Origin of the sequence: Spirosoma endophyticum (genome assembly GCF_900112365.1) — a bacterium.
Classification (GTDB): domain Bacteria; phylum Bacteroidota; class Bacteroidia; order Cytophagales; family Spirosomataceae; genus Spirosoma; species Spirosoma endophyticum.
Genome location: NZ_FOLQ01000037.1, coordinates 21,281 through 35,679, shown reverse-complemented (window position 1 = coordinate 35,679; position 14,399 = coordinate 21,281). Strand labels below are relative to the sequence as shown.

16 protein-coding genes are annotated in these 14,399 nt (G+C 48.5%); 11 read left to right on the top strand and 5 right to left on the bottom strand.

Going from position 1 to position 14,399, the window contains the following annotated elements; translation table 11 throughout:
- The 3 genes from BM202_RS34140 to BM202_RS34130 form a co-directional block, all read left to right on the top strand.
- Window positions 1–293: transposase (locus tag BM202_RS34140; RefSeq protein ID WP_177236802.1), on the top strand; the 293-nt coding region annotated here is incomplete at its 5' end.
- Window positions 294–435: 142 nt separating this feature from the next.
- On the top strand, window positions 436–1,233 hold the full coding sequence (locus BM202_RS34135) for an alpha/beta fold hydrolase (RefSeq protein ID WP_093834703.1): 798 nt from the start codon (window positions 436–438) through the stop codon (window positions 1,231–1,233).
- A gap of 111 nt (window positions 1,234–1,344) precedes the next feature.
- Entirely contained in the window at window positions 1,345–2,910 is a 1,566-nt protein-coding gene (locus BM202_RS34130) for a sensor histidine kinase (protein ID WP_093834701.1), read from the top strand.
- A gap of 841 nt (window positions 2,911–3,751) precedes the next feature.
- Here the strand turns inward: BM202_RS34130 and BM202_RS34125 are convergent.
- From BM202_RS34125 to BM202_RS34110, 4 genes are all read right to left on the bottom strand, one after another.
- Entirely contained in the window at window positions 3,752–4,615 is an 864-nt protein-coding gene (locus BM202_RS34125) for an NmrA family NAD(P)-binding protein (protein WP_093834699.1), read from the bottom strand.
- Window positions 4,616–4,720: 105 nt separating this feature from the next.
- Complete coding sequence (locus BM202_RS34120; RefSeq protein ID WP_093834697.1) at window positions 4,721–5,407, bottom strand: helix-turn-helix transcriptional regulator; 687 nt, start codon at window positions 5,405–5,407, stop codon at window positions 4,721–4,723.
- A 140-nt stretch (window positions 5,408–5,547) separates the two neighbouring features.
- Complete coding sequence (locus BM202_RS34115) at window positions 5,548–6,288, bottom strand: LytR/AlgR family response regulator transcription factor (RefSeq protein WP_093834695.1); 741 nt, start codon at window positions 6,286–6,288, stop codon at window positions 5,548–5,550.
- Window positions 6,263–7,318: a sensor histidine kinase gene (locus tag BM202_RS34110; RefSeq protein ID WP_093834693.1), complete on the bottom strand. Its 1,056-nt coding sequence runs from the start codon at window positions 7,316–7,318 to the stop codon at window positions 6,263–6,265. Before BM202_RS34110 ends, BM202_RS34115 begins: the two co-directional genes overlap by 26 nt.
- Before the next feature lie 191 nt (window positions 7,319–7,509).
- Here BM202_RS34110 and BM202_RS34105 point away from each other — a divergent pair, with 191 nt between their 5' ends.
- From BM202_RS34105 to BM202_RS37960, 6 genes are all read left to right on the top strand, one after another.
- Complete coding sequence (locus tag BM202_RS34105; protein WP_093834691.1) at window positions 7,510–8,316, top strand: hypothetical protein; 807 nt, start codon at window positions 7,510–7,512, stop codon at window positions 8,314–8,316.
- Window positions 8,317–8,354: 38 nt separating this feature from the next.
- A complete protein-coding gene (locus BM202_RS34100) occupies window positions 8,355–9,512 on the top strand; it encodes an acetyltransferase domain-containing protein (RefSeq protein WP_093834715.1) in 1,158 nt (385 codons plus the stop codon).
- A gap of 65 nt (window positions 9,513–9,577) precedes the next feature.
- Window positions 9,578–10,111 carry a dihydrofolate reductase family protein gene (locus BM202_RS34095; protein WP_093834689.1) on the top strand — a complete coding sequence of 178 codons (534 nt, stop codon included), beginning with the start codon at window positions 9,578–9,580 and terminating at the stop codon, window positions 10,109–10,111.
- 182 nt (window positions 10,112–10,293) lie between these two features.
- A complete protein-coding gene (locus tag BM202_RS34090) occupies window positions 10,294–10,650 on the top strand; it encodes a nuclear transport factor 2 family protein (protein WP_245776920.1) in 357 nt (118 codons plus the stop codon).
- Window positions 10,651–10,774: 124 nt separating this feature from the next.
- Window positions 10,775–10,897 carry a hypothetical protein gene (locus BM202_RS38880; RefSeq protein ID WP_262507748.1) on the top strand — a complete coding sequence of 41 codons (123 nt, stop codon included), beginning with the start codon at window positions 10,775–10,777 and terminating at the stop codon, window positions 10,895–10,897.
- A 238-nt stretch (window positions 10,898–11,135) separates the two neighbouring features.
- Window positions 11,136–11,369, top strand: a complete 234-nt coding sequence (locus tag BM202_RS37960) for a dihydrofolate reductase family protein (RefSeq protein WP_218160652.1) — start codon at window positions 11,136–11,138, stop codon at window positions 11,367–11,369.
- Between the two features lie 477 nt (window positions 11,370–11,846).
- On the opposite strand, the gene BM202_RS34080 is transcribed toward BM202_RS37960, so the two are convergent.
- On the bottom strand, window positions 11,847–12,914 hold the full coding sequence (locus BM202_RS34080) for an SDR family oxidoreductase (RefSeq protein ID WP_093834687.1): 1,068 nt from the start codon (window positions 12,912–12,914) through the stop codon (window positions 11,847–11,849).
- Window positions 12,915–13,052: 138 nt separating this feature from the next.
- Between BM202_RS34080 and BM202_RS34075 the strand changes: the two genes are divergently transcribed.
- Window positions 13,053–13,634, top strand: a complete 582-nt coding sequence (locus BM202_RS34075; RefSeq protein ID WP_093834685.1) for a Crp/Fnr family transcriptional regulator — start codon at window positions 13,053–13,055, stop codon at window positions 13,632–13,634.
- 111 nt (window positions 13,635–13,745) lie between these two features.
- A complete protein-coding gene (locus BM202_RS34070; protein WP_317039743.1) occupies window positions 13,746–14,363 on the top strand; it encodes a GNAT family N-acetyltransferase in 618 nt (205 codons plus the stop codon).
- Window positions 14,364–14,399: the final 36 nt, after the last annotated feature.

Here is a 14,399-nt window from a genome sequence, read left to right as displayed (position 1 = left end):
TGATTCATCGCTCGACGGTGGTTGTGTTGGACAATGCCCGGATTCACACAGCGGGCTACATCCAAATGATGCGGCCGATTTGGGAAGCCAGAGGGCTATATTTGTTTTTCCTGCCTGTCTACTGTCCCCATCTCAACCTTGCCGAAACCTTATGGCGACATCTGAAAGGGGGGTGGTTGAGGCCCGAGGATTATTTGACTAATGATGATTTAGCCTATGCCCTGAATCGCTGTTTGACGAATGTGGGTGGAAAGTTAAGCATCAACTTCAGTGCTTTTAATGCAAACCAATAAGCGAGGATTACTTAGCCACAAATAAAGGAGCTTATTACTATAAAGGTTATATAAGTGCCTTAGTTGAGTATTTTACATTTTACCAATTATATTTACTTATTATTACTGTTATATTATTTAAGTAACAACATGACTTTTACCCATGTCCGTAGCAGCTAGAAATAATGTGCAATTACTCGGCAATCTTTTGTCGGATAAGACAATTATATGTGCGCATGGGTTTGGTACCGACCAGCGTGCCTGGCTAGAAGTTGTGGCGGCCTTTACGGACGAGTATAAAGTGGTTTTGTTCGATTATGTAGGAGCCAATGATAAAACCGTTCCTTTCTTTACACGTTGGAAATACAAGCACCTGCATGCCTATGCAAGTGATATATTGGACATCATTGAAGAACTCGGGTTACAGAATATTACGTTCATTGGGCACTCCGCGGGCGGCATGAGTGGAGCGCTGGCGGCCATTGCAGAGCCAGACTGGTTTTCGCGGCTTGTTTTACTGAATGCGTCTCCTTGTTATCTCAATCAGGATGGGTACGTTGGCGGATTTAGCACGACTGTATTAGACGAACTCTTTGCCCAAATGGAAACTAATTTCCACGCCTGGGCTAGTGGCTTTGCCCCAATGGTGATGGCCAATCCAGATCGGCCACATCTGGCGAATGCCTTTTCCAGTACGCTTTCGGCAATGCGGCCAGATGTGGCATTAGCTATCGCCAAAGTTATTTTTTATTCCGATCACCGGTTAGATATAGGGCAGCTGTCTCATCCAACACTATTGATTCAGGCCCAGGAAGATGTTGCGGTTCCTCACGAAGTCGGCTATTTTCTGGAGAAGCATATCCCCCATTCGACCCTGATATTTTTGGATACTCAAGGGCACTTGCCCCACATCAGTGATGCCAGCCAGGTGATTCGCGCCATAAAACCATTTCTTAAATAAACATAGGCCAGTCTCTATTGGCAGAACAAGGCTTTTGACGCTAACCACTTTTTGTTAATCTAAAACCAACCAAGTAGCTGTTATCGATTTCTACCTTGTAACTCCCCTAACATGATTGACTTTAACGGTCTTGAGAAACGATTCCGGGCTATCGAAGAGACCGAAATTGGTCCGAAGTTATTGGAGGCTTATGCATCCGAGCTACTTCTCTTTCTGGGTCCTGAGGTTTGCTATGTTATACAGGAACGTGAAGAATGGACAGCCACTGTATTGTACGCTACCCGTCCCGATCGGGGGTCGGCCCATGTCAATCCAGCTCAATTCAACGATTTAACCGGCACCAATTCATTTTTTTTTGAGTTGAATTTTGTCCCTCGCCGGTCACTGAAAGCATTACTAGGGGATTATCTGTCCGTCGCTGGCCTTCGCATCAGCAATTATACATTTAAAGGTTGGATCGTAGTAGGGTGGCCCAAGCTGCCTATCTTTTCTAGAGAGGAGATTGAGAATGTCCTCTATAGATTTGGGGATAAAGTGTTGATCTGCACCCTGTCATTTCAGCAAATTGCGTTAGACCAACAATACCGGTTCCTGTTTGGCGTGGTTCCCCAGGCGGTTGTTCTGCTGAATGAGGCCGAAGACATAAATTGGATCAACCAGTCGGCTCTTGATCTATTGAACCTGGAAGCAGGTAACCTCCGCCCCTCATCGGCCAGTTTAGCGGCCGGGATGCTCCAGCTCCGAAATCGGGCGCTCAACCAGGACGCCATTAACCAAACCGCTTCGGAGCTGATCAATAATCCAGCTTTTGTCACCAAAGAGTGGATTTGGACATTTTCAGAAAAAGTGTTGTCCGTGTTTACGAAACCTATTTTTTCCCCTTATTTCAAGGGTCGAATCTGGCTCTTCAACGACGTAACAGAACTCTATCGTAAACATCAGCAGCTTTCGGATGCCAACCAGGAAATTGAAAATCTTATCAGTGTAATTGCCCATGATTTAAAGTCTCCTTTGTCCACCATCAGTTTCGTTTTTAGCTTCCTGCCTATGATTGGCTTGCTGAATGATGAGCAAAATGAAAGTATCGAACATGGTCAGAAAACGATTAAACGGGGCCTTCATCTGATTGATAGTATCGTTGGTTTCAATAGCCTGGCTACTCAAACTTTAGTTATGGAGGATATCGAGCTAGATTTCCTAATTGACACCGTTGTCGATAGCTTTTCGGCGCAGGCTTATCAGAAAGAAATCTCACTTCATATCGAGCGAACTCATCCGCCCCTTATCCTCCACTCAGATCCAAAATCACTGGTTCGTATTCTTGATAATTTAATCAGCAATGCCCTAAAGTTTTCGCCGTTTGGCCAGCGCGTGCATATCCACACCGAGTTAATTAACCATCAACTGAGGCTGGCCATTAAAGACGAGGGCCCTGGGATATCGCCCGACGACCAGGCCAAACTTTTCAAGCGTTTCCAGCGATTATCGGCTCAGCCTACTAACAACGAAGGTTCGTCGGGTCTGGGACTCTCAATCGTGAAATCACTAACTGAAAAACTGGGCGCTTCGATCGAAGTAGAAAGTAGTATGCACGTAGGGACGACGTTTCGGGTGGTTTTTCCTGCTGAGTTTGTTCGCCTGGGCCATCAAAACAAGGTTGAACAAGAGTTTCCGTAGGCTATGAATAGAAGTTGACCTTATTGAAAGAGGTCGTCCAGTTAAACGCCCGTTTTAGCCAGACTCGTGTTTTGCCCACACTGACAAAGTCAGGTTAAACTAATTCCATTCTCAAATTGCCATTCGCACCGACGACCCGGTCACCTATCAATGCGGCAGCCGCGCTGTATTATTTTGGCAGTAGGAGTTGAGTTTGTGCCCAAGGTGGGGCCGCCCCGGCACGGTCCGCCGTTGCGGTACCGGCCACTGCGAAGCCGTCGCTGACATTTATTGAATACGATTTTAATCTCCTAGGCGACCTATTTGTGAAATACACATAGTCTAATCTAATGGGCAAGTTGCACCATTTAAATTCTATTTATCTTTTTAGCTCAGCGCGATTTTAACTATTGAATCCTATAAGAAATGTACTATTTAGTCCATTTCAATTTTTGAAACGACGTTGCTAGCTGAGTCATTAATACGTGCAATTTTAGATTTATATGATTTAACTCCCAAAAACCCTTAGCCAATTGGACGTTACTTGCTGCTCAGTGATGTGCCCTTTTCGATTACTCTCTGAAATCGTTTACGAAAAGGTAGCTTTTTTGAACGGTCATTATGAAGAGTACAAAACTTAGAAAAGGGGAGGGGATAGTAGCATCATTTATAATTTAGCGGTAAAATACCATTTTTAGGGCAGACTTATATGGGCCATCAGCACCTAGTTAGCCACTCTGTTCACCAATTGACGGATGATAGTAAGTGAATGGATTGATGATGGACTACCTCCTCTGTTACGCTTAGAACGATCAACGATCTCATCGGCAGAAGCAGACCGTCAGCTTCTGCCGATGAAACATTACTTACCGGGGTTGACCAGGGCCGAAATATAGTCCTGCAAGGTAATAGTGCCCCGGATGGGCGCATCAGGTAGCTCATAGGTCTGAGCCAACGTGATGGCCGTCATGGCCGCCATCGACTCGGCAGCTGGCTGGGAAAAGCCGGTTTGCTGTAAACGGCTCACCCAGTCCTGGCGCGGGGTTTCGACTGCTTTAACCGCTTTCCCTAATGCTTTCCCGAAGGCGGCCGCCACCGCTGCTGATGAGTAGCGGGCTGGCCCTTCCACATAGTGCAGGCCGGTTTGGTCGATCGGCTCCTGCAACAGACGAGCGCCGACCACGCCTAAATCCTGGGGGGCCACCCTGGGCAAGGTGAAATCAGGTGGATAGAGTGTAGGCACCTGACTGGTCTGCTGAGCCGTCGCCAGGGCCATATCCCAATTACTCATATAGTAGGCCGCCCGAATAATGCTGGTAGGAATGCCCGTTTTAATCAACCCCTGTTCTAGTTCGTACAGCACACCCAGATCGCCGATCCGATCGCCGGGCTGGGCGGCATAGACCGATTCGGCCACGATCTTTTCGATCCCTGAATTCCTTAGGGCGGCTAGAATCGATTGGACACTTCGGCGCTCTTGTCCAGCCGTGTCGGTGGTAATGGGAGCGGGCGGGTTGAGCACGAACAGCCGTTTGCCCTGCTGGAAAACGGCCCGCAACGGGTCGGTGTCGTACACGTCTGTCAGGGCGACAGTCGCCCCTTTCTGCTGCCACTCCGCTTTTTTCTTAGCATCGTGGGTAATGATGGTAACTGACTCACCTTGGTCTAACAAGGATTGAGCTACCGCCGATCCGATATGGCCAGTAGCCCCCAGAATGATGTACATAGCGTTTTTCGTTTAACGGTTTGCCACAAGGCAGCGCGACTAGCCGCTGCCTTGTGGCAAAGCTAGATTAGCCTTGCGACAAGGGTATGTCAGGGGTAGCTAACGTTATTCACGTAGCGTTTCGAAATACTGTTTCAAGGTGAGCGGATGGGGAGCAAATGGCTCGGCCAGCACGGTAAGCTGCTCAATGCGATCGAGCCGAAAGATGCGATAGGCACTCCGCAGCCTACACCAACCCACCAGCAACCAATTTTCCCCGGTACTCATCAGCAGGGCGAATGGCTCAATGGTTCGCTGGGTCAACGCTCCCGAAGCGGACCGGTAGTCGATGCGCACCCGCAGAAAGGCCGTCAAAGCGTGTTGTAGCGTGGCTAGATAGCGGCTTTTAGGCTGCCCGTTGGCATACACCCTCAGGCGAGACGCTAAGAAATTCGCCATCTCTTGGGTAGGGCTGCGTAGAACGGCCTTTAGTTTGGTCATCGCCTGATTGTATTCCTGTATTAATGACGTGTCTGGATGGGTCTGAATGAGGTGCTCGACCGTAATTAAGGCGTTAGCTTCGGCTTGGCTAAATGAAACGGGTGGTAGTTTGTAGCCCTCAACCAGGGCGTAACCTCTTCCCTCCTCGGTTAGAATGGGAACACCGGCGTTTTCCAGGGTCTTTATGTCGCGGTAAATGGTGCGCACGCTCACCAAAAACCGCCTGGCCAGTTCAGGCGCGGTAGTAAGTTGCTTGGTTTGTAAAAGGGTCTGAATCGCCACTAGCCGGGAAAGTCGATTTACATCAGCCATTGTTGGGTAAGGTGAGCTTACTGCCTTTCACTGAACACAACGACAAGAACGTTTCATGTGGTATCCCGTAAAAGAGAGTAAATTCAACGCTAAGAGGCCGCTTGGCACTGACACCGAGCTTCCTCTTTAGTGGACAAATGTTACTCGGAGCTAATCGTTACAGCGGGCAAGCCACCGTGTCCGGTCTGGATCGTTCGCAAAAAGGCCCCTTTATATAACCGGCCCAGCGGAAGAATTCCGGTCACCAGCGTAACCTGATCAGCGTTGTAACTGATGAGTTTGTCCCAGGCAATAATAAACGATTTGTGCACCCGGATAAACTTATCATCTGGCAGTTTGGCTTCCATAAACCCTAATTTTTCGGACGCTACGTAGGTCTTTTCGGTTGTATGTATCTTGATATAGTCCGCCAACCCCTCCAAAAAAATGATGTCCTTTAAGAAAATTTTGGTTTGATCCCTCCCAACCTTAAAAAACATATAACTCTCCTCATAGCGGCTGGCAAGCGGGGAAGGCAGTTCAGGGCGGTTTTGAGACTGCAGGTACTTAGAAATGGCTCGCATGAATCGCTCCTGAGTGATGGGTTTCACTAAGTAATCCAATACATCCAGGTCAAAAGCCGTGGCTGCGTACTCCCGGTAGGCCGTCGTTAGAATGAACTTGGGGCGGGTCTTTAATGATCGGATCAACGCAAGACCGGACAGTTTGGGCATCTGAATATCCAGGAAGACCACGTCAACCGGGTTGGTCTGCAAAAACGTGAACGCATCGATCGCATTGTCCAGGGAGGCTACGACGGTAAACCCGTTTAGGGTTGACAGATGCTGACTGAGAAGCGTCCGAGCCGGCGCTTCATCATCCACGAGTAGGCAAGAAGTCATGATTCAAGGGTTTAATGGTCAAACGAATCAGGTACGAATGCGGCTCGTCAATAATGCTTAGCTCATGCGCGTCCGGATAAAGTAAGGCCAATCTTTTTTTTACGTTCGATAGGCCAATCCCCCCGGTAGCCGCAACTGGGATTGGGCCTTGTTCGTCCTTACTGTTGGCAATCTTAACCGAAAACTGGCCGGGCCCTCTGGCAATATCGATCCGAATCCAGCTGAATCCGCTCGAGCTGGCCACGCCATGTTTAAAGCTGTTCTCCACCAGGGGCAATAAGAGCAGCGGAGCGATCTGAAGATCGTCAATGGGGGTAAACCGATTAATGGCTACGTCCAGTTTGGACCCATACCGGTTTTTTTGCAGTTCGATATAATGGTCAATATAGGCCATCTCCGTTTCCAGGGGCACCATCGCCTGCGTGGACTCGTATAAATTATACGCCAGAAAACCCGACAGATGTGCAATCAGCGAGGCCGTCTCGGGACTGCTTGTTAAGGCCGTCGCATACATATTATTTAACGTATTGAACACAAAATGGGGCTGTACCTGGGCTTTCAGCCCGTCTAGTTCGGCCGTTGTTTTCTGCTGCACCAATTGCTGTACGCGCAGGCGCTGCTCATACCAGGATCGGATAAAATAATACAAAGTATATAAGCCGGTTATGGTGTAGAGGTTAACAAGCTCGACCAGCATTTTGCCGAACGAAAGCAGCGGCATACGCAGGGCCTGCGGAAAGTACGTCGGATAAATAAGGTAATAATTGATGTAGCGCCTGAGGACGAGCAACAAAAGGGAGCCCAGAATCAGATACACCCAACCGGTTACCTGATTGGTTTCCACCAACCGCTTCTTAATCAGGACATGAACAGCCAGCCCCGAAAACAGGAAGGCGACGGGCAGGGCCATGCAGGCGTTGATCAAGTAACCCTGATAATCGCCATACAGCGAGGCCAGACCCAGCCACTGATAGAGGAAATACAGCCCCCAAAAAACTGCATTAAACAGTACTTCTCTCGTGATTTTCATGATCCGGCCATTCTGGACTAAGGTAAGCGTTTTGACTCTCGGTGCGTTAGGGCGGTACCCGATTTTCGATCAACGTCCCTATTTTTCGGTAAACGGTGTATACCGAAGAATTGGGTTGTGTACAGACAAAAAGCTGGCCCGTACTGACTGGTGGCTACTTTTGAGCTTCCATCAAGTAGCCCCAGAACACCATGAACCTACTGGTACGAATTGGCCGGGCCTTCTATGCGGCCGCTCTTGTTGTGTATGGTTGTCAACAAATTTATTTCGGAACCTTCCGGGATGTCTTTTTTTCGGTTTATCAGCAGCACCTTCCGTTCCTGAATGTATTCGCTTGGCTCTTCGGGCTTTATCTGATCATTACCGGCGCTTTACTGGTTGTACCCAGTGCCGGCAAAAAAGCGGCTTTACTGATGGGGGCTGTCTGGCTGTCGCTGTTCCTGGGTACCCATATGACCTACGAGCTCATCTCCGAACCCAATAAACTCTATCACTTAGGCTTGTGGACGACGCCCCTGAAGGAACTGGCTCTGGCTGGAGGAGCCTTTGTGGTTGCCTACTCATTTGAGACGCCACGAACCGGTACCTTGGCGGTGTTAGAAAACATCATGCCCTATGGTAATTTGTTTTTCCTCTACACCATGACCAGCTATGGGATCTCCCACCTTATTTATGCGGCGTTCCTGGAGGGTACCGTTCCCAGCTGGATGGCAAACCACCTCTTTTGGGTCAATCTGACGGGAGTCGCCTTAACCGCTTCCGGCATCGCCCTAATCCTGGGGATACGCATCCGGATTATCGCTCTATTACTCTCGCTGATGATCTTTCTGTGGTTTTGGCTGGTGCATGTCCCCGGCGCTCTGTGGGACCCAGTAGGAAATCGAGGAAATCTACTGGCTAGTGCGTTCGACGCGCTGGCGTACAGTGGGGTGGCCCTGCTGATCGGCCTCACCATGAAGCAGCAGAAATGGGTAGCCGATATCGAAGGTTGGCGATGAATCTTACCAGCGAATTGATCAGAGAAATATCAAGCAGCATGAAACGAAACAACAGCATTGATGTGATGCGCGGTCTGGTGATGATTATTATGGCCCTGGACCACGTTCGGGATCTTTTACATACCACTTCCTTAACGCAGTCCCCGACGGACCTGACCACCACGACACCGGCGTTATTTTTTACCCGCTGGGTCACGTATTTATGTGCCCCGACGTTCGTATTTCTTTCAGGCGTCTCCGCTTTTCTGTCCATGAACATTAGAAATGATCTGGCCGCTACCCGGCGCTTCCTGCTGACAAGGGGTATCTGGCTGATTGTGTTGGAGTTCAGCGTGGTCAATTTCGGTATGTGGTTCGACCCCCATTTTGATTTCCTAATCGCTGAGGTGATTGCCGCCATTGGGGTTGGCTTCCTCATCCTCAGTATTTTATTGACATTACCTCCCCGGACGATCGGGCTAATCGGCGGGATGATCGTCGTGCTTCACGGGTTAATCGCTTTAATTCCGGTTCCAGAAAACGGACTAGTAAAAGGTCTGATAGCCCTTTTCGCCCCCATGGCGTTTCCGTATGCGACCGGGAAACTATTTCTGGTCGCCTATCCGCCGGTTCCCTGGCTCGGTATTATGCTTCTCGGTTACGGGGCGGGCCATTATTTTGCTTCGGCCGAAAAGCAACAACGACCGATCTTTCTGAAGATAGGTTTACTCTCGCTAGGGGTATTTACTTTTTTAAGAGCCGCTAACCTATATGGTGATCCGGTTAATTGGTCTGCCCAAAAGAACCTGCTCTACACGTGTCTCTCGTTCGTCAATGTGACGAAATATCCCCCCTCGTTGCAGTTCTGTCTACTTTTTCTGGGGATCATGTTTCTGATTCTTTCAGGAGTACAAGGGCTGAAAAATAACTGGACGGCTATTGTGAGTGTGTATGGAAAAACGCCCTTGTTCTATTTTCTGGTGCACTGGTATTTGATACACCCGCTTGTTTTTGTCATGGTCTTCCGCCAGGGGTTCAAAAGCTCTGATCTGGTGTTCGGCTCGAACTTCGGCCGACCCAAGACGGGCAGTGGCGTGGAATTATGGGCTATTTATGCCATTTGGGTCTTCATCGTCCTGTTGATGTACCCGCTTTGTCGATGGTATGGAACCTATAAGGAGCGGCATAAAGAGCAAACCTGGCTACGCTATATCTAATCGACAACTCGTTGCCGTAGCCCATACAGATGTAAGCCGAAAAGTAACTTACTAAATCATCAGCTATGAGATCGTTAATTGCCATTGAGTACGTATCGGTAGATGGGGTTATGGAAAATCCAGTTTGGACGAGCCCCTATTTTAATGAAGAAGTGGGCGCGTTTCAACGCGATCAACTCTTCGCCAGCGATGGCTTATTATTGGGTCGCGTGACATATCAGGGCATGGCCGCGGCCTGGCCCACCGTGCGGGATACGGATGGATTTGCCGAGCGGATCAACGGCTTACCCAAGTATGTGGCGTCTCGCAGCTTGCAACCGACCGAGTGGAATACCCGTTTGCTGAGAGGTGATCTCGTGGAGGCCGTTGGTGAGCTTAAACAGCAGGCTGGTCAAAACGTATTGATTTACGGCAGTGGTGAGGTGGTCAATACGCTCATGGCCCACCAGCTCATTGATGAATATCATCTGCTGGTTCATCCGCTCGTGCTCGGTCGTGGCAAACAGCTCTTTACGGGTGGAAATCAAGTGGCGCTTAGCCTGGTGGCATCCCAGATAACCCAAACGGGTGTAGTGCTGCTTACCTACCGGCCCCAGTAAGGATACCATACTGTGTAAGAAGAAGGGGCTGATCCGGACGAGCGAACGTTTCAGGAACTCCATTTGGTGCCCTTTGGCAGCTATGGCCAATTCACCGATAAATTCGGCGTTGGCTGGGTTTTCAAAGCAGATAAGGCCGACGAATAGGAAAAAACGCCATGAATCAAGAACAAGCCAACTAATTGGCCGATGACTGGAATCGTGCGTTTAATGCCCAAAATCTGGCCGCTATTTTGGACCATTATGATGACGAGCTGACCTTTTATTCGCCGTTCATTCCGCTGCTAAAGTTCAGTGAGTCCGGTTGTATTACAAGCAAGCGCGATCTGGGACGCTATTTTGGGCTTGGCCTGGCGACCTATCCCAACCTGCACTTTACCTTGCACACCGTTTTTGTGGGTATCGACACACTAGCGATTTATTATATCTCCGTGAAGGACCGACTGGCTTGCGAAGTCTTTCAACTAGATAAGCAGGGAAAAGCAGTGACCGTATTTTGTCATTACGCGGTGGTTAAATCTTTTCCGGATAAAGCTTAACGGGTTTAAACATCCGGTCTCGAAAACGTCTTTTACCCATATTCGTTTGACCCGATTCGGAATCAACGTTTTCTATTCATCCAGCAGCATCACTCACAAAAGGGGTTATTAACGGGAACAAACTATGTCCAAATTAGTAGTAGTCATGTCCTTGTCGCTGGACGGCTACGTCGCCGACAGGCAGGATGCCGTAGCCGAAGTGTTTGATTGGTATTTCTCGGGCGAGGTGGAAATAGCGGCTGGCTGAGCAGATGCCATGACCTTTTACTTATCTTCTCCCAGTGCCCAACATTATAAACGTCTAGTTCATGAACTGGGCGCTGTTCTAACTGGTAGACGTACCTTCGATGTTGACCATGGGGGGATCATGGGTGGGGCCCAGCCTTCGTACTGACGCACGTGATTCCTGATGGCTGGCCACAGCCACCTCGACTGTACACTTCGTTACGGATGGTCTGGAATCGGCCGTCAGGCAGGCCAAAGCTGTGGCCGTAGGAAAGGCCGTTGGGGTTCATGGTGCGGATACCATTCAACAATGCCTAAACAAGGGTCAACTCGATGAACTACAGATTGACCTGGCTGCCGTACTGCTGGGTTCTGGCATTCGACTCTTCGACCAACTGGCCAATACCCCATTTAGGCTTGTCAACCCGACAGTCATCTCGGGGATTGTCGTTACTCACCTGCGTTATCCTGTATTAATCAGGAATCCTGTATAAAGTGGTTGAGTGAGCTAATTGCCTTGTTCTTGAAGCATATACATGAAAGTTCCTTTGTCTCACGTAGGAGCGAATTGTGAGACAGTGATTTTTTACTATCTGTCCAGTTGTTTCGCTCCTTTGGTGGTGCAACATGCCGACCGGCCACCCGGGCTCGATCAGTCAAAACGTTACAGTTGTTTGATGATAATCTGTTCAACTTCGTTTGCCAATGTGGACGGATAGCCACTAGCGGTGTAAACAATTACGCCTTGCTTATTGATGACAAATAAAGCAGGTGATCCGTAAACCTTGTAAAGGGCGGCCCGGCAGTTATACTAGATACCCATCATAGGGGTATTGCCGGAAAACTGTCTTTGATTCTTTAATAGTTGATCGAACGACAGAGCTGTACCCCAAGCTTATAACCAAGCATTGAAAAGCAAAAGGGGTGAAAAGTGTGTTTCACCCCTTTGCAGCAGCAAGTGTTCTATCTATTTAAGGGATCAAATGCTCCAATCTAAGTTGTTCAAATAAATTAAAGAAAGAGTCTCTTGTATCCTGATAAACAGTGAAACCAAGTTTACGGCTTTTGGACATATCCGTCATTACCTCCATTGGCCGTCCAAGGTCAAGATCCGTGTGCCAGGCGGAAGCCAGTCGGTTTATATCCGATTCTTTCAGGCTGTATTTGGCCGCTATTTCTTTCCATGCCGGAGCGTCGCCTGCCATTTCTTCTTCAAGCGAATGAATAGCCCCATCAAAACCGGTAGGCTCAATGGTAAACCATTCCGCTATTTGTTTCCATAGCCATTTCCATCGAAATACATCGCCATTGGCAACATTGAACGCCTCATTATGAGCGGCTTCGGTGGTAGCGGCCCAAATCATGTGTTCAGCCAAAATCGTTGCGTCTGTCACGTCCGATAGTTCATTCCATTGTTCAGCCGAGCCCGGAAAATGAAAGGGCCTTCCTGTTTCTTTACAAATGACCGCATAAATGGCTAACGTAGTCCCTATGTTCATGATGTTACCAACCGCTTTGCCAATTACGGAATGTGGCCTGTGAATACTCCAGCTAAAACCGTCCCGTTCAGCCGCCGCATAAACTTCGTCTTCCTGGGCATAATAAAAGTTTGCCAGATCCAACCTTGGGTGTTCTTCGCGAACAGGGGTTTCAGGTAAAGTACCCGCTTTGGCATATGCCTCAAACGATCCCAAATAATGTTTCAGTCCGGTTACCAAGGCAACATGCTGCACCGATTTCTTTGCGGATAGGCTATTGAGTAAATTTCTGACCATTGCGCTGTTAACACGAATGTTTTCAGCCTCTGTGTCATTGCGCATCCAGCTTGTAAAGAAAACATGGGTGGGGGCAACATCTACAAGTTTTGCCGCCAGCTCATCCGGGTTAAGCAGGTCAGCTGAAATGGTCTTTAAACCTGGTATGTCGGTATTCGGGTTACGGGATAGACCATACGTTATCCATCCTTTTGCTAGTAGTTTTTCGGCGAGGTTACTTCCGGTAATGCCGGTTGCCCCAACTACTAATGCGATATTTTCCATAAATTCTATTTCTGAATCCTTACTTTGTACTGTTGCAAAGCTAACAGGCGCAAAAGGTATGGAGATTGACCTGGGTCAAGTAATGCCGTTGATCTGCATCAAGCGTTTCTACCTTTATCGACATTAATCGATTAAGCTATGATTGACGTGCTTTTTCAACACATTCAAGAGAAGGTTTCCCTGACCGGTGAGGATAGAGAATCAATAAAGACCTTTTTTATTCCCAAAAAGTTAAGAAAGCGGCAGTATCTGTTGCAAGAAGGTGATGTGTGCAAGCATCTGACCTTTATAGCCAAAGGACTACTTCGTACGTATAATGTGGATGACAAAGGCGAGGAGCACATGAGTGTAATTGGTTGGGAAGGGTGGTGGTTATCCGATTTCAATAGTTTTCTAACGGGTGATCCGGCCGTATTCAATATTGATGCGATTGAAGATTCAGAATTGTTGATGATATCGCGGGCAGATTATGAAGCCTTACCGATTGCCGTACCAATCATGGACCGTTATTTCCGTATACTTTATCAAAATAGTATTGTTACCAAAGAACGTCGGTTGATGAGTTCGATCACCCACACCGCCGAAGAAAAGTACGTCCAGTTGGCTGAATCAAATCCAAAGATGATAGAACGCGTGCCTCAAAACCTCATTGCCTCTTACCTTGGTATCGCGCCGGAGACATTGAGCCGGATTAAAAAGAACCTGGCTTTACGAAGATAACTTACCTGTACAGATTCTGTTGGGGTAGATCGAATTCTGGAATTCTTACTTTTACCTCCATGGGTAGTGGCTTAACTGGAAATTCTAGGGGGGGTTAACCAACGGTCCGCCATGGCGCGGTCAATTTGCTACGAAATCGGCCGCTCCGGCGGGTACGCCGGAGCGGGGCCGCTGGTCAAGAGCACTGAAATCTCCACCATGACTATTGATTGCACCACATTTACTATTCGGTCTTGGCAAGAAAGTGACGCCCTGAACTTAGCTGATTATGCCAACGACAAAGAAATCTGGTTGAACCTTCGGGATCGCTTTCCCTATCCCTATACGGCAACTGATGCGGCCGATTGGGTAACCTTTGCGATAGGGGTTCAACCTGAAACCAACTTTGCTATCGCCATCAATGGGAAAGCAGTAGGGGGTATTGGTTTGATCTTGGGCGAGGATATTCAGCGCTGCTCGGCCGAAGTAGGCTATTGGCTGGGAAGAGCCTATTGGGGAAAGGGAATCATTAGTGAGGCATTAATTGCTTTTACAGCTTATGCCTTTAGACGCTTCGAGCTCACGCGTTTATACGCGGTTCCCTACCTGCGAAACCCTGCTTCGATGCGGGTTTTGGAAAAGGCAGGATACCAGTATGAAGGCACCATGCGTCAGAGTGCCATTAAAGATAAAGAGGTGTTAGATCCGGCTCTCTACGCCTTTGTGCCTGCCCTTGGTTCGTTCCATTAAACGCCCTTTTAAAGCGACGGCTAACACTAGCTTATA

Bases quoted from the DNA above. Each gene is read 5' to 3' on its own strand.
- BM202_RS34135 (WP_093834703.1), top strand. From the start codon at position 436: ATGTCCGTAGCAGCTAGAAATAATGTGCAATTACTCGGCAATCTTTTG.
- BM202_RS34130 (WP_093834701.1), top strand. From the start codon at position 1,345: ATGATTGACTTTAACGGTCTTGAGAAACGATTCCGGGCTATCGAAGAG.
- BM202_RS34125 (WP_093834699.1), bottom strand. From the start codon at position 4,615: ATGTACATCATTCTGGGGGCTACTGGCCATATCGGATCGGCGGTAGCT.
- BM202_RS34120 (WP_093834697.1), bottom strand. From the start codon at position 5,407: ATGGCTGATGTAAATCGACTTTCCCGGCTAGTGGCGATTCAGACCCTT.
- BM202_RS34115 (WP_093834695.1), bottom strand. From the start codon at position 6,288: ATGACTTCTTGCCTACTCGTGGATGATGAAGCGCCGGCTCGGACGCTT.
- BM202_RS34110 (WP_093834693.1), bottom strand. From the start codon at position 7,318: ATGAAAATCACGAGAGAAGTACTGTTTAATGCAGTTTTTTGGGGGCTG.
- BM202_RS34105 (WP_093834691.1), top strand. From the start codon at position 7,510: ATGAACCTACTGGTACGAATTGGCCGGGCCTTCTATGCGGCCGCTCTT.
- BM202_RS34100 (WP_093834715.1), top strand. From the start codon at position 8,355: ATGAAACGAAACAACAGCATTGATGTGATGCGCGGTCTGGTGATGATT.
- BM202_RS34095 (WP_093834689.1), top strand. From the start codon at position 9,578: ATGAGATCGTTAATTGCCATTGAGTACGTATCGGTAGATGGGGTTATG.
- BM202_RS38880 (WP_262507748.1), top strand. From the start codon at position 10,775: ATGTCCAAATTAGTAGTAGTCATGTCCTTGTCGCTGGACGGCTACGTC.
- BM202_RS34080 (WP_093834687.1), bottom strand. From the start codon at position 12,914: ATGGAAAATATCGCATTAGTAGTTGGGGCAACCGGCATTACCGGAAGT.
- BM202_RS34075 (WP_093834685.1), top strand. From the start codon at position 13,053: ATGATTGACGTGCTTTTTCAACACATTCAAGAGAAGGTTTCCCTGACC.
- BM202_RS34070 (WP_317039743.1), top strand. From the start codon at position 13,746: ATGGCGCGGTCAATTTGCTACGAAATCGGCCGCTCCGGCGGGTACGCC.